We start from the raw sequence: 24,069 nt of genomic DNA, 5'->3' as shown, positions 1-24,069 counted from the left end.
GGGCGTCACCGCTCGGCCGTGCCGAACGGGCTGAGCAGCTCGCGATGGACCCGCTCGCTGAAGTCGCTGAGGACGTCCTCGGCCTCCTGCTGCTGCGCGGTGCCGGCCTGGCCGACAAGCTCGCGCAAGGCCCGCAGCTCGTAGAGCGGGAGATAGTCGTACACCGCATCGAAGATCCGGCACAGGTCGTCCAGGCGCTCGCGGTGGCGTACGTCCAGTGGTCCGTCCGGCGCGGAACGCACGGTGCGGTACCAGTCGACGAGCGCGTGACCGAACGCCTCGATCAGCGCGTTCAACAGCGCGGTGATGCCGGTGGCGGCCTGAACCTGCGACAACCGGATCCGGGAACGCACCGCCTGTCGCGCCGTCCGACCGCTGTCGTCGTCGAGGAAGGTGCGGCGTAGCAACTCCCGAGTGGGTGTCATCAGGTCCACCGAGACGAACGCGTCGTCGAACAACTGGACCACCGGCGCCGGCAGCGTGGTGACAACGCTGATGTGGCCGGGCGCGTCCGCGCTGCCGCCGGACACCCCGCGCTGGATCTCGTGCAACTCGCGATGGATCGCGTTCAGTTGCTGGTCGTAGTGGCCGCGTAGGTCGTCGAGCGATCCGGCCAGCAGAGTGATCATGTGCTGGGTGGCGGACTGCCGGCGGTCCAGGCGCGCCAGCTGCGGTGCCAGCGTCGTCAACGGGCCCTCGGGGGCGTACCGCTCCTCCAACCGGGCGACCATCGCCTTGAACTCCACCGCGAACTGGTCGACGAACGACCGCGGGCGGTACGCGAGAGCCTCGCGGCCGAGTGCCTCCAGCAGTTGGTCGTGGAATCGCACCGGCGGCGGCCCGAGGACGACCAGCAGCAGTTCGCAGTCGGCGTGGGCGCGGATCGCCTGCCCACGGCGCTGGACGCCGGTCACGTCGGCCTCGTCGAGCAGAGGCTCCGCGAGGAGGATCGCGCAGCCCGCGCCCTCGCTCCCGACCGGTACCCAGTAGTCGACGCGGGTGTCCTCCGTACCGCCGACGAGGTGTCCCGGCACATAGGTGTCGTAGCCGGAGGCCACCAGCACCTGGCGGATCTCGCCCTGCACGTTCGCCAGGCCGGTGGCGTCGTAGAACTCGCGGGCCACCTGCCGAACCATCGGGTGGGTGACCGTGGAGCGCTGGTCGCGGGCGCGACGCCACAACCGGTGGCACAGCGAGATGACGCCGCGTGGCACGCCGTTGGCCAGCTCGACCACGTACGCCAGGGTCTGTTCGGTGAACGGCGCCAGCCGTCCGCGCTGCCGCTCCAGGACGTAGGACTGGACCTCGGCCGCGGTGAGCGGCGACATGACGATCTGCTCGTCGATGCGGTCACGCACGTCCCGCCGCATGCTGCTGAGGAGGTCCGGCAGGCCGGCCAGGAGCAGGAAGGTGTTCGAGGCGGCAAATACCCGGAGCATCTCCTTGAACGCGTCGAGGGCCTCGTCCTCACGCCGGCCGGCAGCGGTCAACAGCTGGTCCAGCTCGTCGATGACCACGATGAACGGGTGCGCGCCGTGACCGATCAGCAGCGCGAAGACTCCCATCGCCTGCAGGGCGGTGGACTCGCTGCCGGTGATCGTGCCGGTGATGCCCCGCTCCCGCAGCACCTCGGCCGGCGGTCGGCCGCTGAACCACTCCCACACCGCGTCCTCGAAGCCGCCGCGTAACAGCAGGGTGAGCGCCTGACTGAACTCGACGTTGTCGGTGACCTGCCGCAGTCGGTCCCGGAGTTGGCGCAGGAACTCGCTCTCCATCAGGCTGAGCCGGTCGACCACCCGCACCGGATCGAGCGCTCCCGATGCCAGTTGCTCGGCGACCGGGAGTGTCGCCTCCGACGCCCGCAGCTCCTCCGCGAGAATGTCGGCGTAGTAGCGGCGGACCCGGTCGTGCACCAGCTCCCGCCGCTGGCCGAGTCGGTCGGCGAACGCCCGGTACAGCGAGACGAAGGTGTCCGGCGGCGCATTGAGGTGCATGGACTGCACGGCACCGGCGTGCCGATCGGTCGCGTACCGGATCAGGTACGCCGCCAGGTGGGTCTTCCCGGTGCCGTAGTCGCCGACCGCGGCCACCACCCGTCCCGACGGTGTGTGGTCGGTGTTGTCCCGCGCTGCGAGATACGCCTCCATCATGCTGACGGCCCTGCGTACCGCCGGCGTCTCTATGGTGACCACGGTGGAACCGGCGTCGGCGATCTGGGCGACCGCGCTCGACGGGTAGGGATTAACCTCACCGCTCAGGTCCAGGTCTTCGGCGTCCATCAGGGTTGTGTCTCCAGCAGACTTCCTGCGGTCCTCAGGAAATGGTGGACGATGTGGTGAAAGGTCACTTCCTCCGGTCGGTCATTCTGTACGCGCAGTTGCTCGTACAACCCGTACAGTAACCGTTGAATCTCTCCGATGGGGACAAGCCGGTGACTGGTGAACTCGTCCAGTGCCGTGTCGGCCACCGGCGGTAACGCCCCTGGTGGCACCGAACTCAGCCGTTCACGGGCGAAGATTCCCGCGTCGGTCGGGTTGAGCCGCCCCACTCGCAGGTGCACCGGCGGGAGCGCCCCGGCCCGGTCCATCCGTCGCCGGTGCTCGTCCGGCAGGTCGTAACTCGTCTCGGCGAAGAAGACCATGCGCCGGCGGGCGTCCGCTGTGTACTGGACCAGTTCCTCGGTCAGGTCCTCCGAAGGCGGCAGCAGCACGATGAGGACCCGATCCGGGGCGAGGCAGGTCGGCAGCATGCTGAGGGCGTCGTCCGGGCTGTGCCGGTGCTCGTAGGCGAGCTTCGAGGCGAAGACCTTCCGCTCGTACAACTTGTCAAGCAGCGCCTTGCACGCCTTTGCCCGGCGGTCGGCCATGGACTCGTTGTCCTGCGCCTCCTTCGTGACGTCGATGACTTCGCCGATCAGGTTCGCGGCGCGCAGTTGCTGCTGCAACCAGTGAGCACACCGGTTGATCAACGAGGTCTTCCCGCAGCCACGACCACCGGCGGTCAGTACCAACCGGCCGTCGTCGCGAAGGTAGGACGGGTCGGCGAACTGCCGGCAGAACTCTTCGAAGGCGCGCTCGGTGTTGTCCACCGGCACGTACAACGACAGGTGACCCTCGTTCCGGACCGGGTTCAGCGGATCGACGTCGCGCATCAGTCCCGGCAGGGCGAACGGGTTCTCCGGCATCGTCACCTGTGCTCTTCTCCCGTCATTCATCGCCGCTCCGCCGGTTCGCGGTCCCGGAACAGCCCCGGCTCCTGGATCGCCTGGGCGACCCGCTCGACGTCGGCCTCCAGCCGGCCGAGCGCCGCGCGTACCTCGGTCAACCAGAGGAGCCGGCGCTCCGGGCGCTCAGCGTTCCACCGCACCACCAGCGACCCGCCGTACGGCCCGGCGTCCAACGCTTCGCTGAGTTGTCGCGGCAGGACCCACCCGGCGTGGGCCGCGGCGACCGCGTTCAGCCGGGCAGCGAGATCCAGCCGCCGCTCGGTGACCTCCTCGTCCTCGGGTGCCAGCCCGGGCCCGGGCTGCTCGAGGCTGCGCAGCAGCCGCTCCACGGCCAGTCGGTACGCCCGCGCCGCGCCGCGCAACGCCTCGGCCTCCAGCCGACGCCCCCCGGCCGTGGCCAGGCGGCGGCTGAAGAAGGCGCCGAGCACGCCGGTGCCGACGGCGAGCAACCCGCCGGCCAGCGTGACCACCAACGACGGGGCGAGGGTGGACCAGGAGGACGCCGATGCGGCGGCCGCCCCGCCGACCTGCCGGGAAGCGATCAGTGCCAAGCAGACGCGGTCGAAGTCGCCCGGTCTCGCCTCCCGCCACCGCATCGCCTCACCCGCGCCACCGGGCCAGTGCAGCCGGTCGGCGGTGGACTCCGGGTGAACGGCCCCGAGATTGCGGGCCGCCTCGGCCAGCGCGGGGCGCTGGGCAGCCGCGAGGCACCAGACCGCGGCGGCGTCGTCGGCGGCGGGCCGGGAACCGGCCCGCCGCCACAGGTAGCCGGTGAGCAGCAGCACGACGAGAACGACGGTGACGGTTGCGGCGCCCGCCCGAAAGCCGGCGACGAGTCGTACTCGCATAGCCGCTGACTGTAATCAACACCGTCGAACTGACGGTAGGGGACGTACGGGGGAGGCGGACGGGCCGGACGCCGGTGTCAGCCGGACGCGTCGTCGCGCCGGCCGAGGCTGCCCGGAGGCGCGGACCAGGGCGACTCCCCGCCGGTGCGGCGCGGCAACGGTTCCGTCGGGGTCAGATCCGGGTAGCCGAGACTCATCGGCGCCGTGTCGCGCTCGGCCGCGGCGGGCGGCCAGTCCCCGAGCGTGGGCGCTTCCGGCTGCGGCTCGACGGTCGTCGCCGCGGCGGGCGGCGCCGCCGGCAGCGGCCAGGGGCGCCAGCGCTGGCTGCTGAACGTGGCCATCAGCAGCAGCAGGCCGATCAGGAACAGCGTCCCGTTCTCCACCGGCAGGAGCAGCGGAAGCGGATCACCGATGAAGGTCCACCCGTCCGGGATGCGGTCGCGCACCGTGAACGGCGCGATGAACAGCCCCACGTACGGGGCGGCGAGCAGCAGCCCGGCCACGATCGGACCGAGCGGCGAGACGCGTAGCGTGCCGAGCAGGCCGAGCACGACGCCGCCAACGACGAGCCAGACGGCTGGCTCGATCAGGTTGGCCGAGTTGAACCTTCCGACCTCCACCCAGCGGTCGACGGTGCGCGCCGACCCGTCCTGACCGAGAGTGACCAGGACCCACGTGACGGGCGCCACCACCAGGCCGGCGAGGAAGCTCCACAGATGTCGCATCCGCGCACCGTACCGTCTTCGGCATGACCGAGCACCCCTCCACCACTCCGCCGGGCAGGCCGACCTCGTACTCCCGGGTCACGCTGAGCCGGATCATGACCGCCGTCGACGTCAATCTGTACGGCACGGTGCACGGCGGGGTGCTCATGAAGTTCGTGGACGACGTGGCGGGGGCCGCCGCCGCGCGGCACAGCGGCGGCACGGCGGTGACCGCGGCGATCGACGAGATCGTCTTCTCCGAACCGGTCCGGGTCGGTGACCTGGTGCACGCGTACGCCCAGGTCAACTGGACCGGGCAGACGTCGATGGAGGTCGGGGTGCGGGTCACGGCCGAACGGTGGGACTCGGCCGAGGACGAGGCGGTGCGGGTCGCCACCGCGTACCTCGTGTTCGTGGCCGTCGACGTCGGCGGCGGCCCCCGCTCGGTTCCTCCTGTGCTGCCGGAGACGGTCGACGACGAGCGGCGTTTCCGGGAGGCGGAGATCCGCCGCGCTCACCGGCTGGCCCGCCGCCGGGCCATCCAGGCACACCGCGCCGCCTGAGGTGTAAGGAAGGGCCCCTTCTTAACGCCTCCGGTAGAGGAAGGGCCCCTTCTTAACACCCCATCCCGGACGTCCACCCACACCGGGTGCGCCCCGGGCATGTGGGCCGGGCACGTGCGCCGGCGGCGGCCGGGTGCGGAGAATGGCGCTTCGAGGTAGGGCAAGATGGCGCCACGGCCCATTCACAGTGTCGTGCCGGGCCGAGGGAGGGTGGAGCGATGGGTGACGTGCTGTGGACGCCGCCGGCGGACGTCCGTGAGCGGTCCCGGATCGGGGCGTACCTGCGCTGGCTGCGCGAGCACCGGGGGCTCGACTTCGCCGACTACGACGAGCTGTGGCGGTGGTCGACCACCGACCTGGACGCCTTCTGGCGGTCGATCTGGGACCACTTCGAGGTCGTGGCGCACACCCCGCCGACGGCCACGCTCGCCGAACGGGCCATGCCCGGCGCCCGCTGGTTCCCCGGGGCCACCCTCAACTACGCCGAGAACGTGCTGCGCATGCCGGGCCGGGCCGACGACGACCCGGTGGTGATCGCCCACGGCCAGACCCGCCCGCCGGTCACCCTCACCGCCGCCGACCTGCGGGACCAGGTCCGCCGGGTGGCCGCGGGGCTGCGCCGACTGGGCGTCGGCCCCGGCGACCGGGTGGCGGCGTACGCGCCGAACATCCCCGAGACGTACGTGTTGCTGCTGGCCACCGGCAGCCTCGGCGCGATCTTCTCCTCGTGTGCGCCCGAGTTCGGCACCCGCAGCGTCACCGACCGCTGGCAGCAGATCGAGCCGAAGGTGCTGGTCGCGGTCGACGGCTACCGGTACGGCGACAAGCCGGTCGACCGGCGGGCCGAGGTGGCCGCCGTCCGGGCCGCCCTGCCGTCGCTCCGGCACACCGTCGGCATCGCGTACCTTGATCCGGCCGGCGCCGCGCCCGCCGGCGCGATCGCCTGGGCCGACCTCGCCGCGACCACCGACGAACCGCTGACCTTCGCCCCGGTGCCGTTCGACCACCCGCTCTACGTGCTCTACTCGTCCGGCACGACCGGCCTGCCCAAGCCGATCGTGCACGGCCACGGCGGCATCCTGCTGGAACACCTGAAGATGCTGGCCCTGCACCACGACCTGGGCCCGGCGGACCGGTTCTTCTGGTTCACCACGACCGGCTGGATGATGTGGAACTTCCTGGTCTCCGGGCCGGCCGTGGGCGCCACGATCGTGCTGTTCGACGGCAACCCGGGTCACCCCGACCTCGGTGCGCTGTGGCGGCTGGCGGAGGAGACCGGCACCACGTACTTCGGCACCTCCGCGCCGTTCCTGCTGGCCTGCCGCAAGGCCGGCCTGGTCCCGAAGCAGATCGCCGACCTGTCCGCGCTGCGCGGGGTCGGCTCCACCGGCGCGCCGCTGCCCACCGAGGGCTTCACCTGGGTGTACGAGGCGGTCGGTGACCGCCTCCAGCTCCAGTCGCTCTCCGGCGGCACCGACGTCTGCACCGGCTTCGTCGGCGGGGTGCCGCTGCTGGCGGTGCACGCGGGTGAGATCGCCTGCCGGGCACTCGGGGCGAAGGTGGAGGCGCGGTCGGCCGACGGCACCGCGGTCATCGGCGAGCTGGGCGAGCTGGTCATCACGGAGCCGATGCCGAGCATGCCGGTGGGCTTCTGGAACGACGCCGACGGCAGCCGGTACCGGGAGGCGTACTTCGACGTCTACCCGGGCGTCTGGCGGCACGGCGACTGGATCACGATCAACTCGCGTGGCGGCTGCGTCATCACCGGCCGCTCCGACGCCACCCTGAACCGGGGCGGTGTCCGTCTCGGCACCGCCGAGTTCTACTCCGTGGTCGAAGGGCTGGACGAGGTCGTCGACTCGGTGGTCGTCCACCTGGAGGACGACGAGGGTGGCGCCGGTGAGCTGCTGCTCTTCGTGGTGCTCGCCGAGGGCCTGGAGCTGGACGACGAGCTGCGGAAGAAGATCGCCCGCGAGCTGCGCACCGCACTGTCGCCCCGGCACGTGCCGGACGAGATCCATCAGGTCCGCGCCGTCCCGCGTACCCTCTCGGCGAAGAAGCTCGAGGTCCCGGTCAAGAAGATCCTCACCGGCACCCCGGTCGACAGCGCCGCGGCGAAGGGCGCGCTGGCCAACCCGGAGTCCCTGACCGCCTTCGCCACCCTGGCCCACCAACGACGCGCCATCGAGGACCACCCCTCCCCAGCCTGACCCCCACCCCGTCGATCATGGACTTGTGGTGCCCCGCAAAAAGGGCGAGGTCCACCGAATCACCCACCACAACTCCATGATCGACCTGGCGGGTGGGTCACGCGAGGGTCAGAGGGTCAGGGTTGCGCGTTCCGTTTCGGCGCGGGCGGGGAGGTGGGCCGGGTCGGGGTTGGCGACGAGGACCGTCGACGCCCGGGCGGCCAGCGGGGCCAGCAGCCAGTCGACCGGGTCGGGGTACCGGTCGACGTCGATCAGGACCCGGGCACCGGGGGTGAGCTCCAGCTCCGTCGCGCGGGCCGCCGCGCGGGCCAGCAGCTCCGCGTCCTCCGGACCCGGGCCGGCGTACGGGGTGAAGTGGTCGCCGTGCGTCCGGACCTCCGACACGAAGTCGGCGAACCCCGCCGGGACCTGCCGCATCGGCAGCGCGAACGGGTCGAGGGCGAGGGCGTAGCGGTCACCGGCCGACCACCCGTCCGCCTCGGCCAGCCGCCCCGCGCCGGCGAAGAGGACGTCCACGTCGCCCGGAGTGTCGGCCACCGTGAGGCCCGCCGACCAGCAGCCGAGCAGCACCGCGGCGGTCTGCCAGTGCGGCGGGAGCAGCACGCCGGCCGCGTCGCCCGGGCCGAGGCCGAGCCCGTCGACGAGCAGGTTGGCCGTCTTGGCCACCCAGTTGGCGCAGGTCGCGCCGGACAGTTCGGTGCGTTCGCCGGTGGCGTCGTCGTACCAGGTCAGCAGGGGTCGGGTCGGATCGGACGCGACCGCGTCGGCGAGGACCCGGGCAATGTTGTCGGCCATCGGCGCGAACGATACGCGCCCGCGGGCCGTAGAAGAGATCGATGACAAGTCGGCGTACCGTCGGGTCGCAGTCACCGCCGCCCCCCGGGCCCGGCGTAGGCTTGCTCCGGAGTGTTGTTTCCCACAGACCCGCCAGTTCAAGGAGTCGCCCCGTGACCGCCGGCCGCCCGCCCCGCGTGCTCATCGACGCCACGAGTGTCCCCGCCGATCGCGGCGGCGTCGGTAGATACGTCGACGGCCTGCTCGGTGCGCTCGGAAAGGTGTGCGGGTCGGGCGTGGAGCTGGCCGTCGTCAGCCTCCGCACCGATCTCGAGCGCTACTCACGCATGCTGCCCGGCGCGGAGATCATCCCCGCGCCGGCCGCCGTCGCGCACCGCCCCGCCCGGCTCGCCTGGGAGCAGACCGGCCTGCCGCTGCTCGCCCAGCAGGTCGGCGCGCAGGTTCTGCACTCGCCCTTCTACACGTGCCCGCTGCGCGCGGGATGTCCGGTCACGGTGACCGTGCACGACGCGACCTTCTTCACTGAGCCGGAGCACTACGACAAGTCCCGCCGCACGTTCTTCCGCAGTGCGATCAAGACCTCGCTGCGCCGCGCCGACCGCGTGATCGTGCCCAGCAAGGCCACCCGGGACGAGCTGATCCGGCTGCTGGACGCCGATCCGACCCGCATCGACGTCGCGTACCACGGCGTGGACCACGCCGCGTTCCACGCGCCGAGCGAGGAGGAGAAGGCCCGGGTCCGGGCCCGGCTGGGCCTCGGCGGCCAGAGCTACATCGCCTTCCTGGGCGCGAAGGAGCCCCGCAAGAACGTCCCCAACCTGATCCGGGGCTGGGCCCGCGCGGTGGCGGAGCGACCCGACCCGCCGGCCCTGGTGGTCGCCGGCGGCCAGGGTCACGACGACGAGATCGACCACGCGGTGGCCGAGGTCCCGTCGCACCTGCGGCTGCTGCGTCCCGGCTACCTCCGGTACGCCGACCTGCCGGGCTTCCTCGGCGGGGCGCTCGTCGCCGCCTACCCGTCGTACGGTGAGGGTTTCGGCCTGCCGATCCTGGAGGCGATGGCGTGCGCCGCGCCCGTGCTGACCACTCCCCGGCTCTCGCTGCCGGAGGTGGGCGGCGACGCGGTCGCGTACACAAGTGAGGCGGCCGACCAGATCGCGGCCGACCTGACCGCGCTGCTCGACGACGAGCAGCGCCGGTTGACGCTCGCCAAGGCCGGTTTCGACCGGGCCAAGGAGTTCACCTGGGAGTCCAGCGCCGAGGTGCACATCGCGGCCTGGTCCCGGGCCCGGTCGTGAGCGCAGCGCCGGTCGCGGCGACCGCCCGGTCCCGCTCCGCGGGGTCGGGCATGATGTCCGGGTGATTTACGCCGTCATCCCGGCGGGTGGCAGCGGCACCAGGTTGTGGCCGCTGTCCCGCGCCGGGCACCCTAAGTTCCTCCATCCCCTCACCGGGTCCGCCGCGTCGCTGCTCCAGGCCACCGTGGATCGGCTGGGCCCGTTGACGACCCCGGAGCACACCTTCGTGGTCACCGGCACGGCGCACGTCACCGCGGTGGCGCGCCAACTGGCCGGGTTGCCGGAGGAGAACATCCTGGTCGAGCCGTCACCGCGGGACTCCTGCGCGGCGATCGCCCTGGCCGCCGCGGTGATCGCCCGCCGCGATCCCACGGCGGTGATGGGCTCGTTCGCGGCCGACCACCTGATCGGCGACCCGGAGCGGTGGCGGGAGACCGTCCGCGAGGCCGCCCGCGGCGCCGAGCAGGGCCTGCTGATGACGGTGGGGATCACGCCGACCCGTGCCGAGACGGGTTACGGCTACCTGGCCACCGGGGAGCCGGTCGGGGACGGGCCGCTGCGTCCGGTGGCCGAGTTCAAGGAGAAGCCGAGCGCCGAGGTGGCCGAGGCGTACCTGCGGTCCGGGCGGCACCTCTGGAACGCGAGCATGTTCGTCTGGCGGGTGGACGTCTTCCTCGCCGAGCTGGCCCGTCAGCAGCCGGCGCTGCACGCCGGCATCGCCACGATCGCCGCGGCGTGGGGCACCGATGAGCAGGACGAGGTGCTCGGCACCGTGTGGCCGACGCTGCCGAAGATCTCGGTGGACTACGCGGTGATGGAGGGCGCGGCGACCGCGGGCAAGGTGGCGACCGTCCCTGGCGACTTCGGGTGGAACGACGTCGGCGACTTCCACACCCTCGGCGAGGTGCTGCCGGCGGACGCCGACGGCAACGTGGTGCTGGGCGGGGACGCGAAGCCCGGTGTGATCCTGCGGGACAGTACGAACCTGGTGGTCGTCCCGCACTCGGGCCGGCTCGTCGCGACCGTCGGGGTGCACGACCTGATCGTGGTCGACACTCCGGACGCGCTGCTGGTGTGTCCGCGCGATCGCGCCCAGGACGTCAAGAAGGTCGTGGACGAGCTCAAGGAGCGGGGCGAAGAGGGGCTCGTCTGAGCGCCGCCAGCGCCGGCCCGATCAACTGGCTGGTCCCGCCGGCCAGCGGCTCCGGCAGCTGGTCCGGCGGGAACCAGCCCAGGTCCTCGGACTCCGCGCTGACCCGGACCTCCGCGCCGGGCGGCGCGAGGACGGCGAAGCGTACGTCGTAGTGGAACGAGCCGCCCTGGCAGCTGACCGGGTGGATGTCCACGTCGATCGGGTCCGGGTCGATCCGCAGCCCGGCCACGCCGGACTCCTCGGTCACCTCGCGCAGCGCCGCTGCGGCCAGCGTCCGGTCGGCGGGCTCGCAGTGCCCGCCGAGCTGCACCCAGCGGCGGAACTTACCGTGCAGGCAGAGCAGGACCCGCGAGCCGGTGGCGTCGAGCACCAGCGCGCTCGCGGTGACGTGGCCGGCCCGGTGCGCCCGGGTCATCGCCACCGGCCCGGCGGCGATCAGGTCGAGCGTGCGGTCCCGGGCCTCGGCGGCACGGGCGGAGGTGGGCGTCCACCGGCGCAGCACGGCGACGGCGTCGGCGTGCAGCTGCGTGTTAAGAGGGGACCCTTCCACTACGTCAGGCGTTAACAAGGGGCCCTTCCTTTCATCCGTGCGGGCCTGACGGTATCGCAAACGCACGGCGGCGACCGGGGACACCTCTGCGGACGTGTGGCCGCAGACCCTCGTGGTGTCGCCCCGGTCGCCGACTGGCCCCCCGGTGGCCCGGGGCGCGGCACAGATGTGCTCGTCCCAGGCATTGGAAGCATGCCCAACCCCGGCCGGAGGCGTCGAGGATTTTCAGTTCAGGCTTAAAGGTGGTGATAACTGCCGCCCGGGTAGAGTGCGAACCGCCACCGGCGTCCCCTCCGCCGACGGCACAGGAGCCCCGATGTTGAAGATCCACTTCACCGGCGAGGACATCCTCCGGACCCGAGTCGCGCCGGCCCCGGACCCGCTCTGGGAGCTGGTCCTCAGCCTGCACCTGCTCCAGGGGCGCAGCCGTGACCCGTTGATGTTCACCTGGCAGCGGAGCGTGGCGAGCCGGCTCAGCCACGACACGTCCGAGCAGGTACGGCTCCTCTTCGCCCTCAATCCGCCGCGCGGATACTTCCCCGACTTCCTCACCCCGTACGAGAGCGTGTCCGGCTTCGAGGCGGGGCTGGACGCCGTCCGCAGCACTCCCGTGCCGATGCTGCGGCGCGATCTCGCCGTGCTGGCCGCCGCCAACCCCCTGCCCGCCTCGGCGTCGGCGCTGGCCCGGGGCGAGCCGGAGGTGCTGGAGCACCTGACCCGGTCGATGGCGCACTACCGCGACCTGGCGATCAATCCGTACTGGCCGCGGATCCAGGCGGCGGTCGAGGCGGACCGGACCCAGCGCGCCCGCGCCCTTCTCGACGGCGGGGTGGAGGGGCTGCTGGCAAGCCTGCGCCCCGCGATGCGGTGGGAGTCGGGGACGCTGGAGGTGCGCGACTACCCGGACAGCCGGGAACTTCACCTCGACGGTCGCGGGCTGCTGCTGGTGCCGTCGTTCTTCTGCGCGCGCACCCCGGTGGCGCTGCTCGACCCGGAGCTTCCGCCGGTGCTCGTGTATCCGGTGGACCGGCTGGGCGGGTTGGCGCCGGCCGGCGGCGGCGACGGCCACCCCTCCGGGCGGGAGGCCCTGGCGGCGCTGCTCGGGCGGACCCGGGCCGCCGTGCTGGAGGCGAGCGTCGACGGCTGCACCACCGGAGAGGTGGCCCGCCGCCTGGGCGTCTCGGCGGCCGCGGCGAGCCAGCACACGAGCGTGCTGCGCAACGCCGGCCTGCTGGTGAGCCGGCGCGACCGCAACACGGTCCTGCACACGATCACCCCGCTGGGCCGCGCGGTCCTGAACGCCTGACCCCGGCGACCCGCTCCGCGATCACTGTCAGAGGGCGAGGGTGGCCATGGCGGGGGTGTTGGGCGGGGGTGGGAGGAGGGTCGACGGGACGTTCTCGGCGGCCAGGGCGGCACGCAGGCGGTGCAGGTCGGCTCCGAACCGGACCAGGCCGAACTGGTCGACCGGGGTCGGCGGGGCGGCGAGCACCAGGGCTCCGGCGCCGTCCGGCCAGCCGGGCACCGTGCCGGCCAGGCGTCCGCGTACCTCCGGATCGGTGACGGGGGTGAACACCGTGCCGGGCGCGACCGAGCCGGCCACGGCGGCGATGGCCCGCTCGACCGCCGCCGGGTCCGGTGCCGCCGGGCCGGTGCCCTCCGGGAGGGTGGCCGCGCCGGCCAGCCCGGCGGCCCGGGCCTCGGCGGTGCCGAGCGAGAAGAGATCCAGTGCCGACTCCCGCACCAAAGCCTTCGCGCCAGCGCCGTCGGCGGCCCCCGTTCCGGTCAGGTAACCGCGCACCACCGCCACGGGCACCTGGTCGCACTTGCCCTTGACCAGCTCACCGGCGCCGGCCAGTTCGTCGACCACCGCCATCTGGGTGAGCTCGAGTTCGTTGCCGTACGGGTCGACCTCGCCCCGGTGGTCCCGGATGGCGGCCAGGCCGGCGACGCCGAGGGCGACGTCGGTGAGCCCGTTGCGCCACGGCCGGCCCATCGTGTCGCTGATGACGACAGCCACGTCGAGCCCGTGCCGGTCCCGCAGGGCGGCGCGCAGCGCCCGGGCCGAGGCGTCCGGGTCGACCGGCAGCAGCACCAGCCGGGTCTTGTCGACGTTCGACGCGTCGATGCCGGCGGAGGCCATCACGAAGCCGTGGTGGGTCTGCACGATCCGGGTCGCCCCCCGGGTGGCGACCACCCGCGCGGTCTCCGCCGCCAGCACCTCCTCCCGGGCGGCGAGCCGCTCCGGCCCGTCCGCCGGAACGTCCACCAGGCGTCCCTCCGCCTTGGACACGATCTTGCTGGTCACCACCAGCACGTCGCCGTCCCGCAGCCACGGCGCCGCCGACGCGATCATGGCCGCCAGGTCGTCGCCCTCGGAAACGTGGCCGATGCCGTGCACCGGCAGGATCTCCAGCCTCACGTCAACTCCACCGCGGCGCGGACCATCGCCGTCGTCGCCGCCTCGTCGGTCATCCGCAGCGGCACCGCGCGGACCGTCACCCCCGGCACCACCGTCTCCGCGTCCTCCTCGGCGACCAGCCAGCCGTCCAGCAGGCCCCCCGCGGAGCGCCCGCCGTAGAGCCCGCCCACGCCGGCCGCGCTGCACTCGACGCCGAGGACGGCGAGGCACCGGTCGGCCATCCCACGGACCGGCGCGGCGCCGATGATCGGCGACACGCCGATCACCGGGGCCGGACCGTCGGCGACCGCCTCGCGCAGCCCCGGCACGGCCAGGATCGGGGCGATGCTCACCACCGGGTTGCTCGGCGCGATCAGCACCACGTCCGCGCCGGCGATCGCGTCGACCACGCCGGGTGCCGGCTTCGCGGTCTCCGCGCCGACGAAGACGAACCGGTGCGTCGGCACCTCGGCCCGGTACCGCACCCACCACTCCTGGAAGTGGATCGCCCGCTGGCCGCCGTCGAGGTCGGCAGCGCCGGCTCCGTTCGCGACCGCGGGGCTCGCAGGCTCACTCCTCAGGCTCACCACCGCGTGGGTCTCCAGGCGGTCGTCGGTCGCCGGCAGCAGGCGTACGCCGGGCTGCCAGCGGGTGGCGAGCGCCTCGGTCACCTGGTGCAGCGGGTAGCCGGCGCCGATCATGGTGGTGCGTACCAGGTGCGTGGCGAGGTCCCGGTCGCCGAGGCCGAACCAGGTCGGCTCCGCCCCGTACGCGGCGAGCTCCTCCTTCACCGCCCAGGTCTCCCCGGCGCGGCCCCAGCCGCGCTCCGGGTCGGCGCCGCCGCCCAGCGCGTACATGACGCTGTCGAGGTCTGGACAGACCTTCAGCCCGTGCAGGTACAGGTCGTCGCCCACGTTGACCACGGCGGTCACCTCGGCCCCGACCTCCCGGGCGTACGCCCGGACGCCGAGCAGGAACCGTGCGCCGCCGATGCCTCCGGTCAGAACCACGATGCGCATGCCGTCCATCCTCGCGCACGGGCCGCCTCCGGTCCGCCGCCGATCGGGGAGACTAGGCTCACGTCGGCATCTGTCCGCTTCCGCCCGAAGGGGGATACCGTGAACAGCCCCGCCGAGCCGGCGTCGACCGACCCGACACCGGCCAGCCAGCTGACCCGGCCGTTGCGCGAGCCGGCCGCGTTCGTGCTCCTCGGCGCGAACGCCGTCTTCCTCTTCGTCGGCCTGCTCCGGTTGCTGACCCCCAACGGGTACGTCACCGGGCGGGCGGGCAGCACCTTCTTCGCGTTCGCCGGCATCGAGGCGGTGGTCCTGCCGCTGCTTGCGGTGCTGCTGGCCACCCACCTCCGGCCGGTGGTGCCCCGGGCGAAGCTGATCACGCAGGTGGCGATCGGCGAGTACGCGGTCAGCGCCGCCCTCGGCGGGCTCACCTTCCTGATCTGGTCGTTCGGTCGGCTCGCCGAGGGCGAGGTGCTGGATGCCTTCCTCGGCCTGCTCACCCGCCTCGCCGGGCTGGCGCTCCTGCTGACGGCCGGCTTCGCCGTGTACCGGGTCTGGCGGACGCTCTACCACGTGCCGAAGCCGAAGCCGCAGCCCGGCATGTACGGCACGCCCCAGCCCGGCTGGCCCGGCGGCCACCCCGGCGGGCAGTACCCCGGCCAGCCCGGGTGGCCGGGCGGGGGCCAGTCCGGCGGCGGCCACCCGGGCCAGTCCGGGTGGCCGGGCGCGGGCCAGTCCGGCGGATGGACCGCCCCGACGCAGTACGGCGCCCCGTACGGCCAGCCGGCCCCGCCCTTCCCCGGTACGCCGAGCCCGACCCCGCCGGCCAACCCGGCTCCGACCCCGCCGGCCAACCCGGCCCCGGCGTCGCCGGCCGCCCCGGCAGCGCCGTTCGGCCAGCCGCCCTCGGCCGACCCCACCCAGGCCATCCCGCGTCAGCCGGCGGAGGCCCCGGCGCCGCCCCGGGACGAGGACCCGAACCGCACCCGCCGGATCAACCCCTCCGGCGACTGACCGCCCCGGACTCGAGCGGTGATCAAGAGGTTTCGGTCCTGGTGAGCGCCTTCTCCGGGCCACAACCTCTTGATCACCGCCGGTCGGGTGCCGGCCCGGTCAGGTGGGCTGTCCCACGCTCGGGATCGGTTCGAGCGGGGCTCGGTGCGGAACGCCTACGCTGAGCGGATGGTTGATCGCACCGACCCGGGCCCGACCGAGGCGAGCATGCGGCGGGCACTGCGCCGGGCCGCGTCCGGACGGGCGCTGGACGCCGACGAGGCCACCGCGCTGCTCGGCGCGCGCGACGACGCGCTGGACGAGTTGTTGCGGGTCGCCGGGGCGATCCGGGACGCCGGGCTGCGCGACGCCGGGCGTCCGGGCGTCGTCACGTACTCCAAGAAGGTCTTCATTCCGCTGACCCGGCTGTGCCGGGACCGCTGCCACTACTGCACCTTCGCCACCGTGCCGCACCGGTTGCCGGCGGCGTTCCTCGATCGCGACGAGGTGCTGGCGATCGCGCGGCAGGGCGCGGAGCTGGGCTGCAAGGAGGCCCTGTTCACCCTCGGCGACCGGCCGGAGGAGCGCTGGCCGGCGGCCCGACGGTGGCTGGACGAGCGGGGGTACGACTCCACCCTCGACTACCTGCGCTCCTGTGCGGTGGCGGTGCTGGAGGAGACCGGCCTGCTGCCGCACCTGAACCCGGGGGTGCTCTCCTGGGCGGAGCTGCAACGGCTGAAGCCGGTCGCGCCGAGCATGGGCATGATGCTGGAGACCACCGCGACCCGGCTGTGGTCGGAGCCCGGCGGGCCGCACTACGGCTCGCCGGACAAGGAGCCGGCGGTCCGGCTTCGGGTTCTCGACGACGCGGGCCGGGTGAACGTGCCGTTCACCACCGGGCTCCTCATCGGCATCGGGGAGACGCCGGCGGAGCGGGTCGACGCGATCTTCGCGATCCGCCGCGCCCACCGCGAGTACGGCCACCTCCAGGAGGTGATCGTGCAGAACTTCCGGGCCAAGCCGGACACGGCGATGCGCGGGATGCCCGACGCCGAGCTGCACGACCTCGCCGCCACCGTCGCGGTGGCCCGGGTGCTGCTCGGCCCGAAGGCCCGTATCCAGGCCCCGCCGAACCTCATCGCCGGCGAGTACGACCTGCTGCTGCGCGCCGGCATCGACGACTGGGGCGGCGTCTCCCCGCTCACGCCGGACCACGTGAATCCGGAGCGTCCCTGGCCGCAGATCGACGAGCTGGCCCGGCACACCGAGAAGGCCGGCTTCACGCTGCGCGAACGGTTGACGATCTACCCCGAGTACGTCCGCGCCGGCGACCCGTGGCTCGACCCGCGCCTGCTGCCGCACGTCACCGCCCTGGCCGACCCGGCGACCGGGCTGGCGGTGGAGGAGGCCCGCCCGGTGGGCCGCCCCTGGCAGGAGCCGGACGAGGCGTACGGCGGGCGCACCGACCTGCACGTCACCATCGACACCACGGGCCGGACGGCGGACCGTCGGGGCGACTTCGACCACGTCTACGGCGACTGGTCGGCGGTGGCCGGCAAGGTCACCGCCGGGGCGACCCCGGGCGCCGGTGACCACGACCTGCGTGCCGGCCTGCGGCTCGCCGCCGATGACCCGGCGGCCCTGCTGGCGCCGGGGCACGCCGACGCGGCGCTGGCGCTGTTCGCCGCGGACGGCCCGGCGCTTGACGAGCTGTGCCGGCTCGCCGACGACGTCCGCCGCGACACGGTGGGCGACGACGTGACGTACGTCGTCAACCGGAACATCAACTTCAGCAACGTCTGCTACGTGGGCTGCCGGTTCTGTGCCTTCGCGCAGCGGGAGCGGGACGCCGACGCGTACCGGCTCTCCGTCGAGCAGGTCGCCGACCGGGCCGAGGAGGCGTGGGCGGCCGGGGCCAGCGAGGTCTGCCTCCAGGGCGGCATCGACCCGAAGCTTCCGGTGACCATCTACGCCGATCTGGTGCGCGCGATCAAGGCACGGGTCCCGGGGATGCACGTGCACGCGTTCTCCCCGATGGAGGTGGTCACCGCGGCCGCCAAGGCGGGCGTGTCCGTCCGGGAGTGGCTGGGCGAGCTGCGCGCGGCCGGGCTGGACACCATCCCCGGCACCGCCGCCGAGATCCTCGACGACGAGGTGCGCTGGGTGCTCACCAAGGGCAAGCTGCCCGCCGCCGCCTGGGTCGAGGTGGTGACGACGGCCCACGAGCTGGGCATCCGGTCCAGCTCCACGATGATGTACGGGCACGTCGACCACCCGGCGCAGTGGCTCGCGCACTTCCGCGTCCTGGCCGGCGTGCAGGACCGCACCGGCGGCTTCACCGAGTTCGTCGCGCTGCCGTTCGTGCACACGAACGCCCCGATCTACCTGGCCGGGATCGCCCGACCGGGGCCGACCTGGCGGGAGAACCGGGTGGTGCACGCGATGTCCCGGCTGCTGCTGCACGGCCGGATCGGCAACATCCAGTGCTCGTGGGTGAAGCTCGGCGACGAGGGCGCGGCCGAGCTGCTGCGCGGTGGCTGCAACGACCTGGGCGGCACGTTGATGGAGGAGACCATTTCGCGCATGGCCGGGTCGGGCAACGGCTCGGCCCGTACCGAGGAGCAGCTGATCGCGATCGCGGCGGCGGCCGGGCGACCGGCGCGCAAGCGTACGACCGCGTACGGTCACCTGTCCGCGTAGCGTCGAACCTTTCCCCGCCGCCGGCCGTACCCAAGCGTGCCGGCGGCGGTTACGGCGAGGACCGCCGCCGGCTACCTCCCGCGGGGCCGGCGCGCGCCGGCCCGGGCCCCGCGTCCGTCATCGTGCGGGCGGCCGTGCCCGCCGCCGGAAAGGTTGCCCATGACGCCCATCACCAGTGATCAGCCCGACGGCCCGGCCGGGGCGGGTGAGCCGGAGGCCGGTCCGCAGATCGTCGTGACCGGGATTCCCGCCGCGGCCACCGATGCGCGGCGGGACCCGCCGGCCCGCGGCCTGCCGGGCTTCGGGCAGCGGCGCTTGCCGCGACTGACCCGCCGGCAGACGCTGACCGCGGCGGCGAGCGCCACCCTGGGCGCCGCCGCCCTCACCGTGCCGGGCCTGTCCTCCGCGCAGAACGCGCCCGGCGTGGCCGGGGACGCCGACGACCCGATCGTCGTCCACCTGCGCGACGCCGACACCGGCGTGCTGGACGTCTTCGTCGGCACGTCCCGCATCGAGGTACGCGACCGCGGCCTGGCGGACCGGCTGCGACGCGCCGCGCGGCGCTGATCCCGCGCCGTCCGCCCTCCGCGCCCACCGGCCCGGCGCCGCTGCCGTCCCGCCTTTTCCGCAGCTCCCTTCCCCGCACAGTGAGGTTTGGTCCGCCATGTCTTCGCACCGCGAGGCACCGGAGATCGCCAAGGATCCCGTCGCCGACTCGTCCGACCTGTACGCCTTCGTCAGCCCCGACCGTCCCGACTCGGTGACGGTGATCGCGAACTACGTACCGTTGCAGCTGCCCTCCGGCGGCCCGAACTTCTTCGAGTTCGGCGACGACGTGCGGTACGAGATCCACGTCGACAACGACGGCGACGGGCAGGCCGACGTCACGTACCGGTTCGAGTTCACCACCGAGATCACGAACCCGAACAGCTTTCTCTACAACACCGGCCCGATCGACTCGCTGGACAGCCCGAACTGGAACCGCCGGCAGTTCTACAGCCTGACCCGCATCGCCGACGGCCGGGCGCACCAGCTCGCACACCGGCTGCCCTGCCCGCCGTGCAACGTCGGCCCGCTCTCCACCCCGAAGTACGCCGACCTCGTGCGGCAGGCCACGTTCACGCTCTCGACGGGGGAGCGGGTGTTCGCCGGGCAGCGGGCCGACGGGTTCTTCGTGGACCTGGGTGCGATCTTCGACCTGGGCACGCTGCGGCCGTTCCAGCAACTCCACGTCGCCGGGAGGAAGCTCTTCAAGGCCGAGGGGGAGCCGGTCAACGCCACCGACCGGTTGAACGTGCACAGCATCGCCATGCAGATCCCGCTCACCAAGGTGCGCCGCCGGGCTAACCGGTACGGCGTGACCGACCGGGCCTCGGTGATCGGCGTGTGGACGACCGCGTCCCGGCGGCAGGTCCGGGTGCTCGGCGACCGGGGGGCCGCGGACACCCCGGCCGGCCCGTTCACGCAGGTCTCCCGGCTCGGCAACCCGTTGTTCAACGAGGTCGTGGTGCCGATGGCGCAGAAGGACCTGTGGAACTCGCTGCCGCCCACCGAGGACAAGCGCTTCGCGCGGTTCGTCGAGCGGCCGGAACTCGCCGCCCTGCTGCCGGCCCTCTACCCGGACGTCTTTCCCAACCTCGACCGGCTCAACAAGTCGAAGAAGGCCCGCGCCGACCTGGTGGCGATCCTGCTGACCGGCATCCCGGAGGGGCTGATCGACGGGTTCACCAACAACACCGGTGAGATCCAGGCCGACCTGCTGCGGCTGAACACGGCGATCCCGCCGAGCCGCCGGCCGAACCGGTTCGGCCTGTTGGGCGGCGATCTCGCCGGTTTCCCGAACGGCCGGCGGGTCACCGACGACGTGGTGACGATCGCGCTGCGGGCGATCGCGGGGCTGACCGTGCCGCTCGTCGACCGGACGTTCCAGCCGGACGCCGCGGCGGCGGCGGTCACGCCCGGGCTCGACGCCACCGACGTGACCGCACCGTTTCTCGGTGCCTTCCCCTACCTGGGTACGCCGTACGACGGCTTCAACAATCCGGCCGCCTGAATCTGGGAGTAGCGATGCATTCGTACGGGCCCTCGGAGCGGGGGAGTGTCGTCCTCGACCTGGGCGGCGACACCGGCGCGTTGATCATCTACACCGGACAGGGCCGGCGTGGTCAGGAGATCGAGATCAGCCGGGACGGCGCGCCGCGTACCCACTCGGCCGTGCGGGAGCGCCGGGTGCAGGACGGCACCTTCCACAGTGCGGTCTACCCGGATCTGCCCGCCGGCCGCTATACCGTCTGGTGGGACGAGCGTACGCCGGCCGGCTCGGTTGACGTCCCGGGTGGAGCGATCGCGGAGTTCGTCTGGCCGACCAGCCCTCCCCGCGGGACCGGCTGAGGCCAGGCCCGCTTCCGCCGTCACGCCCTGTCCACATTGTGGGCAGGGCGCTCGCGGTGTTTGGCGGCTCGGCGGGCGGGTCGGGCGCCGCCGCGTTAACCTGTGCTTCACCAAGATCAACGATCCTGGTCGCCGCACCGCCGGCCAGCCGGCGCGCCGGCGCCACAAGAGAAAACTCCGGCAACTCGCCGGAGAGGGCGTTACTCGGCCGGGGTTTGAATCGATAGGGCAGGTTGCGGGGCCGGGCGGTCGGATGGTCGTCCGGATGGTGTCGGGAGGGCGACTCCATTATCAAGTTTGGCTTGACGGCGCACGCATTACACGCGTGTAATTTGAATGGGGTTGTTCGCACGGAACGCTACAAATCGGTACCGGACGGACAAGCACGCCTTTCGCGTGGGGGGTTGCAGCGGCGATGACGCCGGTGCGCGACAAGGAGGCAATTGATGGACGGCCAGCTTGAGGCGGCCGACCTGCTCGGTAACGCGCCGGAGTGGCAGGAGCGGGCGTTGTGCTCGCAGACCGACCCGGAGGCGTTCTTTCCCGAGAAGGGCGGCTCGACCCGCGAGGCGAAGCGGATCTGCTCGCGCTGCGAGGTCAAGACCGAATGCCTGGAATACGCTCTCGGCCACGACGAGCGGTTCGGCATCTGGGGAGGCCTCTCCGAGCGCGAGCGCCGCAAGCTCAAGCGGCGCGCCGCCTGACGTCGCGGCGGTCCGGGGTGGTGGGGGCCGCTCCGGATCCGCTCCGCGGCCCGGGCGTCGTCATGGCCGACTCAGGCCAGCTCGTCCGGATCGACCCCGAGCAGGTTCGCCACCTGCTCGATGATGACGTCGTGGACGAGGTCCGCCAGGTCCTCGCGGTCCATCGCGCGGAACTCGAGCGGCCGGCGGTAGAGCACGATCCGCGGCGGCACCTCCTGGCGGCCCGGCCGGCCGGGCAGCAGGCGGGCCAGCGGCACCTCGCCGTCCTCGAGGACGTCGGAGTCGTAGACGTTGAGCTCCGGCGGCACGTCCTCCACGGCGAACTCGACGCCCGCCAGCTCCTTGGCGAACCGCCGTTCCAGCGCCTCGACGGTGTCCAGCACGAGGTCGTCGAAGACCTCGGCCTTGGTCCGCGCCAGCGGCACCGTCGCCGGCACGAGCCGGCCGCGCAGGCCGCGGCCGTGGCGGTCGCGGCGGGTGCGCCGGCCGGAGCCGGGGCGGCGGTGTTCCGGGCTTCCCATGACGCACAGGGTAGCCCCCGACCTGCGCCGGCCCGCGGCAGTGGCGTCCCGCTGGCGCGGCGGCGCCGGACCGGCGGAATTGTGATCACCAAGACGGGCGTGTCGCAACGCGAACCGGTGCGCCGGAGCCGGTAATGGAGATACCCTGCCGCCGTGAGGTCACCACGGCGCTGCTCCCGAAACGGCTGCCCCCGGCAAGCGGTCGCCACATTGACCTATGTCTACAACGAGTCCACCGCCGTGGTGGGCCCGCTGGCCGCGTTCGCCGAGCCGCACACGTACGACCTCTGCGAGCCGCACGCCCGTAGCCTGACCGCGCCGCGCGGTTGGGACGTGGTCCGCCACGAGGGTGAGTTCGAGCCGCCGCCCCCTACGACGGACGATCTCGTCGCCCTGGCCGAAGCCGTCCGCGAAGCCGCCCGCCCGGCCCCACCCCGCCCTCCGGACGACCCTCACGACCCGACCCCGTCAACCGGCCGCCGCGGTCACCTGCGAGTAATCCCCCCCACCCACTGACCCCGCAGACCCCCGCGTTGATCATGAAGTTGTAGCGCCTTGGGTCGGCGCGTCGCCGCTACAACTTCATGATCAACTAGGCCCCCCGGCGGGCCGGTGGGTCAGTGGCCCAGGAGGCGGGTGAAGGTGGCGGCCCGGCGGGAGGGGCGGCTGGTGCGGAGTTCGGCGCGGTCGGCGCTCTGCATGATCTTGAGGCCGGTGTTCACCGCCAGCCACCGGACCGGCTCCGGCTCCCATCTCGGGGAGCGGTGGTTGACCCAGGGGAGCGCCGTCAGGTCGCTGTCCTCGCCGCGGATCAGGTCGGCCAGGGTGCGGCCCGCCAGGTTGCTGGTGCCGACGCCGTCGCCGACGTAACCGCCGGCCCAGGCCAGGCCCGTCGCCCGGTCCAGGCCGACGGACGCGGCCCAGTCCCGGGCCACGCCGAGCGGGCCGCCCCAGGTGTGGGTCACCGGCACGTCCGGGCCGAGCACCGGAAACAGCTCGGAGAGGGTACGCCGCAGCGCGGCGAACACCCGCGGCTCCCGGTCGTACGCGGGGCGGACCCGGGAGCCGAAGTGGTAGGGGGCACCCCGCCCGCCGAACGCCAGCCGCCCGTCGCCGGTGCGCTGACCGTAGATGACCATGTGCCGGTGGTCGGCGAACGTCTCCCGCGCGGCGAGCCCGATCGCGGCCCACGTCGCGGCGGTGAGCGGCTCGGTGGCGATCATGAGCGAGTACACCGGCGCGACGGTCCGGCGCAGCCCGGGCAGCCCGGGCGTGTACCCCTCGGTGGCCCGGACCACGACCGGCGCCCGTACCGTGCCGGCCGGGGTCACCGCAGCGCCCGGGCGGACCGCTGTCACCCGGGTGCGCTCGTGGATGGTCACCCCCCGGCGCTCCACCGCGCGGGCGAGCCCGCGGACCAGCCGCGCCGGGTGCACCGCCGCGCAGTGCGGGGTGTACGTGCCGCCGAGCACCCCCTCGGCGGCGCACCGGGCGGACGCCTCGGTCGCGTCCAGCAGCACCAGGTCACCGTCGTCGAGCCCGTACGCCCGGGCCGTGGCGACCTCCGCGCGGGCCCGGTCCAGTTGCGCGGCGGTGCGGGCGAGCACGACCGTCCCGCCGTACGCCCAGTCGCAGTCGATGCCCTCCGCCGCGACCACCCGGCCGACCTCGCGCACCGTTTCGTGCATGGCGCGCTGCATGGCGAGCGCGGCGTCCCGGCCGTGCCGGCGGGCGAGCGCGGGCAGCGACGTCGGGAAGAGCGCGGAGCACCACCCGCCGTTGCGGCCGGACGCGCCGTACCCGGCGATCTCGGCCTCCAGCACGACGACCCGCAGCGTCGGGTCGGCGGCTGTCAGGTAGTACGCCGTCCACAGCCCGGTGTAGCCGGCACCCACGATCACCACGTCGGCGAGCGTGTCACCGGGCAGCGACGGGCGCGGCGCCAGCGGCTCGTCCACCGTGGACAGCCAGTACGACAGCTCCGGGTAGCGCACGG

General features: G+C 73.2%; 22 protein-coding genes. 12 read left to right on the top strand and 10 right to left on the bottom strand.

Features of this window, described 5'->3' with window-relative positions:
* Positions 1-5 precede the first annotated feature (5 nt).
* The 4 genes from ABTW87_RS14635 to ABTW87_RS14620 form a co-directional block, all read right to left on the bottom strand.
* Entirely contained in the window at positions 6-2,279 is a 2,274-nt protein-coding gene (locus tag ABTW87_RS14635) for a BREX system ATP-binding domain-containing protein (protein ID WP_350651309.1), read from the bottom strand.
* Positions 2,279-3,190 carry a hypothetical protein gene (locus ABTW87_RS14630; protein WP_350651308.1) on the bottom strand — a complete coding sequence of 304 codons (912 nt, stop codon included), beginning with the start codon at positions 3,188-3,190 and terminating at the stop codon, positions 2,279-2,281. Before ABTW87_RS14630 ends, ABTW87_RS14635 begins: the two co-directional genes overlap by 1 nt.
* A 20-nt stretch (positions 3,191-3,210) precedes the next feature.
* The gene (locus tag ABTW87_RS14625) at positions 3,211-4,074 is read right to left on the bottom strand and encodes a hypothetical protein (RefSeq protein ID WP_350651307.1); all 864 of its coding nucleotides are present in this window, start codon (positions 4,072-4,074) and stop codon (positions 3,211-3,213) included.
* A gap of 77 nt (positions 4,075-4,151) precedes the next feature.
* A complete protein-coding gene (locus ABTW87_RS14620) occupies positions 4,152-4,799 on the bottom strand; it encodes a hypothetical protein (RefSeq protein WP_350651306.1) in 648 nt (215 codons plus the stop codon).
* A 23-nt stretch (positions 4,800-4,822) separates the two neighbouring features.
* On the opposite strand from ABTW87_RS14620, the gene ABTW87_RS14615 reads away from it, so the two are divergent.
* Together ABTW87_RS14615 and ABTW87_RS14610 are read left to right on the top strand one after the other, a co-directional pair.
* Positions 4,823-5,341, top strand: a complete 519-nt coding sequence (locus ABTW87_RS14615; RefSeq protein ID WP_350651305.1) for an acyl-CoA thioesterase — start codon at positions 4,823-4,825, stop codon at positions 5,339-5,341.
* A 218-nt stretch (positions 5,342-5,559) separates the two neighbouring features.
* Positions 5,560-7,551 carry an acetoacetate--CoA ligase gene (locus ABTW87_RS14610; protein WP_350651304.1) on the top strand — a complete coding sequence of 664 codons (1,992 nt, stop codon included), beginning with the start codon at positions 5,560-5,562 and terminating at the stop codon, positions 7,549-7,551.
* Positions 7,552-7,659: 108 nt separating this feature from the next.
* Here the strand turns inward: ABTW87_RS14610 and ABTW87_RS14605 are convergent, their stop codons facing one another.
* A complete protein-coding gene (locus tag ABTW87_RS14605; RefSeq protein WP_350651303.1) occupies positions 7,660-8,346 on the bottom strand; it encodes a TIGR03089 family protein in 687 nt (228 codons plus the stop codon).
* A gap of 152 nt (positions 8,347-8,498) precedes the next feature.
* Here ABTW87_RS14605 and ABTW87_RS14600 point away from each other — a divergent pair, with 152 nt between their 5' ends.
* Positions 8,499-9,644 (top strand): glycosyltransferase family 4 protein, encoded by a 1,146-nt coding sequence (locus ABTW87_RS14600; RefSeq protein WP_350651302.1) that lies wholly within the window; start codon positions 8,499-8,501, stop codon positions 9,642-9,644.
* A gap of 61 nt (positions 9,645-9,705) precedes the next feature.
* On the top strand, positions 9,706-10,797 hold the full coding sequence (locus ABTW87_RS14595; RefSeq protein WP_350651301.1) for a mannose-1-phosphate guanylyltransferase: 1,092 nt from the start codon (positions 9,706-9,708) through the stop codon (positions 10,795-10,797).
* Here ABTW87_RS14595 and ABTW87_RS14590 read toward each other — a convergent pair.
* A complete protein-coding gene (locus ABTW87_RS14590; RefSeq protein WP_350651300.1) occupies positions 10,766-11,365 on the bottom strand; it encodes an NUDIX hydrolase in 600 nt (199 codons plus the stop codon). The genes ABTW87_RS14595 and ABTW87_RS14590 overlap by 32 nt on opposite strands.
* Positions 11,366-11,663: 298 nt before the next feature.
* Between ABTW87_RS14590 and ABTW87_RS14585 the strand changes: the two genes are divergently transcribed.
* Positions 11,664-12,653, top strand: coding sequence for an ArsR/SmtB family transcription factor (locus tag ABTW87_RS14585; protein WP_350651299.1), 990 nt, complete (start codon positions 11,664-11,666; stop codon positions 12,651-12,653).
* A 27-nt stretch (positions 12,654-12,680) separates the two neighbouring features.
* Here the strand turns inward: ABTW87_RS14585 and ABTW87_RS14580 are convergent, their stop codons facing one another.
* The gene (locus tag ABTW87_RS14580) at positions 12,681-13,769 is read right to left on the bottom strand and encodes a coenzyme F420-0:L-glutamate ligase (RefSeq protein ID WP_350651298.1); all 1,089 of its coding nucleotides are present in this window, start codon (positions 13,767-13,769) and stop codon (positions 12,681-12,683) included.
* Positions 13,766-14,767: a 2-phospho-L-lactate transferase gene (gene cofD, locus ABTW87_RS14575; protein WP_350651297.1), complete on the bottom strand. Its 1,002-nt coding sequence runs from the start codon at positions 14,765-14,767 to the stop codon at positions 13,766-13,768. Before cofD ends, ABTW87_RS14580 begins: the two co-directional genes overlap by 4 nt.
* 99 nt (positions 14,768-14,866) lie before the next feature.
* Here cofD and ABTW87_RS14570 point away from each other — a divergent pair, with 99 nt between their 5' ends.
* From ABTW87_RS14570 to ABTW87_RS14545, 6 genes are all read left to right on the top strand, one after another.
* On the top strand, positions 14,867-15,778 hold the full coding sequence (locus tag ABTW87_RS14570) for a hypothetical protein (protein ID WP_350651296.1): 912 nt from the start codon (positions 14,867-14,869) through the stop codon (positions 15,776-15,778).
* Between the two features lie 168 nt (positions 15,779-15,946).
* Positions 15,947-18,457 (top strand): bifunctional FO biosynthesis protein CofGH, encoded by a 2,511-nt coding sequence (locus ABTW87_RS14565; protein WP_350651295.1) that lies wholly within the window; start codon positions 15,947-15,949, stop codon positions 18,455-18,457.
* Between the two features lie 159 nt (positions 18,458-18,616).
* Positions 18,617-19,024: a hypothetical protein gene (locus ABTW87_RS14560; RefSeq protein ID WP_350651294.1), complete on the top strand. Its 408-nt coding sequence runs from the start codon at positions 18,617-18,619 to the stop codon at positions 19,022-19,024.
* Positions 19,025-19,121: 97 nt separating this feature from the next.
* Positions 19,122-20,510, top strand: a complete 1,389-nt coding sequence (locus ABTW87_RS14555; RefSeq protein ID WP_350651293.1) for a DUF4331 domain-containing protein — start codon at positions 19,122-19,124, stop codon at positions 20,508-20,510.
* Between the two features lie 14 nt (positions 20,511-20,524).
* Positions 20,525-20,848: a phospholipase gene (locus ABTW87_RS14550; RefSeq protein WP_350651292.1), complete on the top strand. Its 324-nt coding sequence runs from the start codon at positions 20,525-20,527 to the stop codon at positions 20,846-20,848.
* Between the two features lie 446 nt (positions 20,849-21,294).
* Complete coding sequence (locus ABTW87_RS14545; RefSeq protein WP_013731688.1) at positions 21,295-21,552, top strand: WhiB family transcriptional regulator; 258 nt, start codon at positions 21,295-21,297, stop codon at positions 21,550-21,552.
* Positions 21,553-21,623: 71 nt separating this feature from the next.
* Here the strand turns inward: ABTW87_RS14545 and ABTW87_RS14540 are convergent, their stop codons facing one another.
* Positions 21,624-22,073, bottom strand: a complete 450-nt coding sequence (locus tag ABTW87_RS14540) for a metallopeptidase family protein (RefSeq protein ID WP_350651291.1) — start codon at positions 22,071-22,073, stop codon at positions 21,624-21,626.
* Positions 22,074-22,226: 153 nt separating this feature from the next.
* Here ABTW87_RS14540 and ABTW87_RS14535 point away from each other — a divergent pair, with 153 nt between their 5' ends.
* Positions 22,227-22,589 (top strand): DUF3499 domain-containing protein, encoded by a 363-nt coding sequence (locus ABTW87_RS14535; RefSeq protein ID WP_350651290.1) that lies wholly within the window; start codon positions 22,227-22,229, stop codon positions 22,587-22,589.
* 101 nt (positions 22,590-22,690) lie between these two features.
* Here ABTW87_RS14535 and ABTW87_RS14530 read toward each other — a convergent pair whose 3' ends face one another.
* Positions 22,691-24,067: an NAD(P)/FAD-dependent oxidoreductase gene (locus ABTW87_RS14530; protein ID WP_350651289.1), complete on the bottom strand. Its 1,377-nt coding sequence runs from the start codon at positions 24,065-24,067 to the stop codon at positions 22,691-22,693.
* Positions 24,068-24,069: the final 2 nt, after the last annotated feature.

Source organism: Micromonospora sp. NPDC126480, assembly GCF_040302465.1.
In the GTDB taxonomy this organism is placed as follows: domain Bacteria; phylum Actinomycetota; class Actinomycetes; order Mycobacteriales; family Micromonosporaceae; genus Micromonospora.
This window is presented reverse-complemented; position numbering and strand designations above follow the sequence as displayed.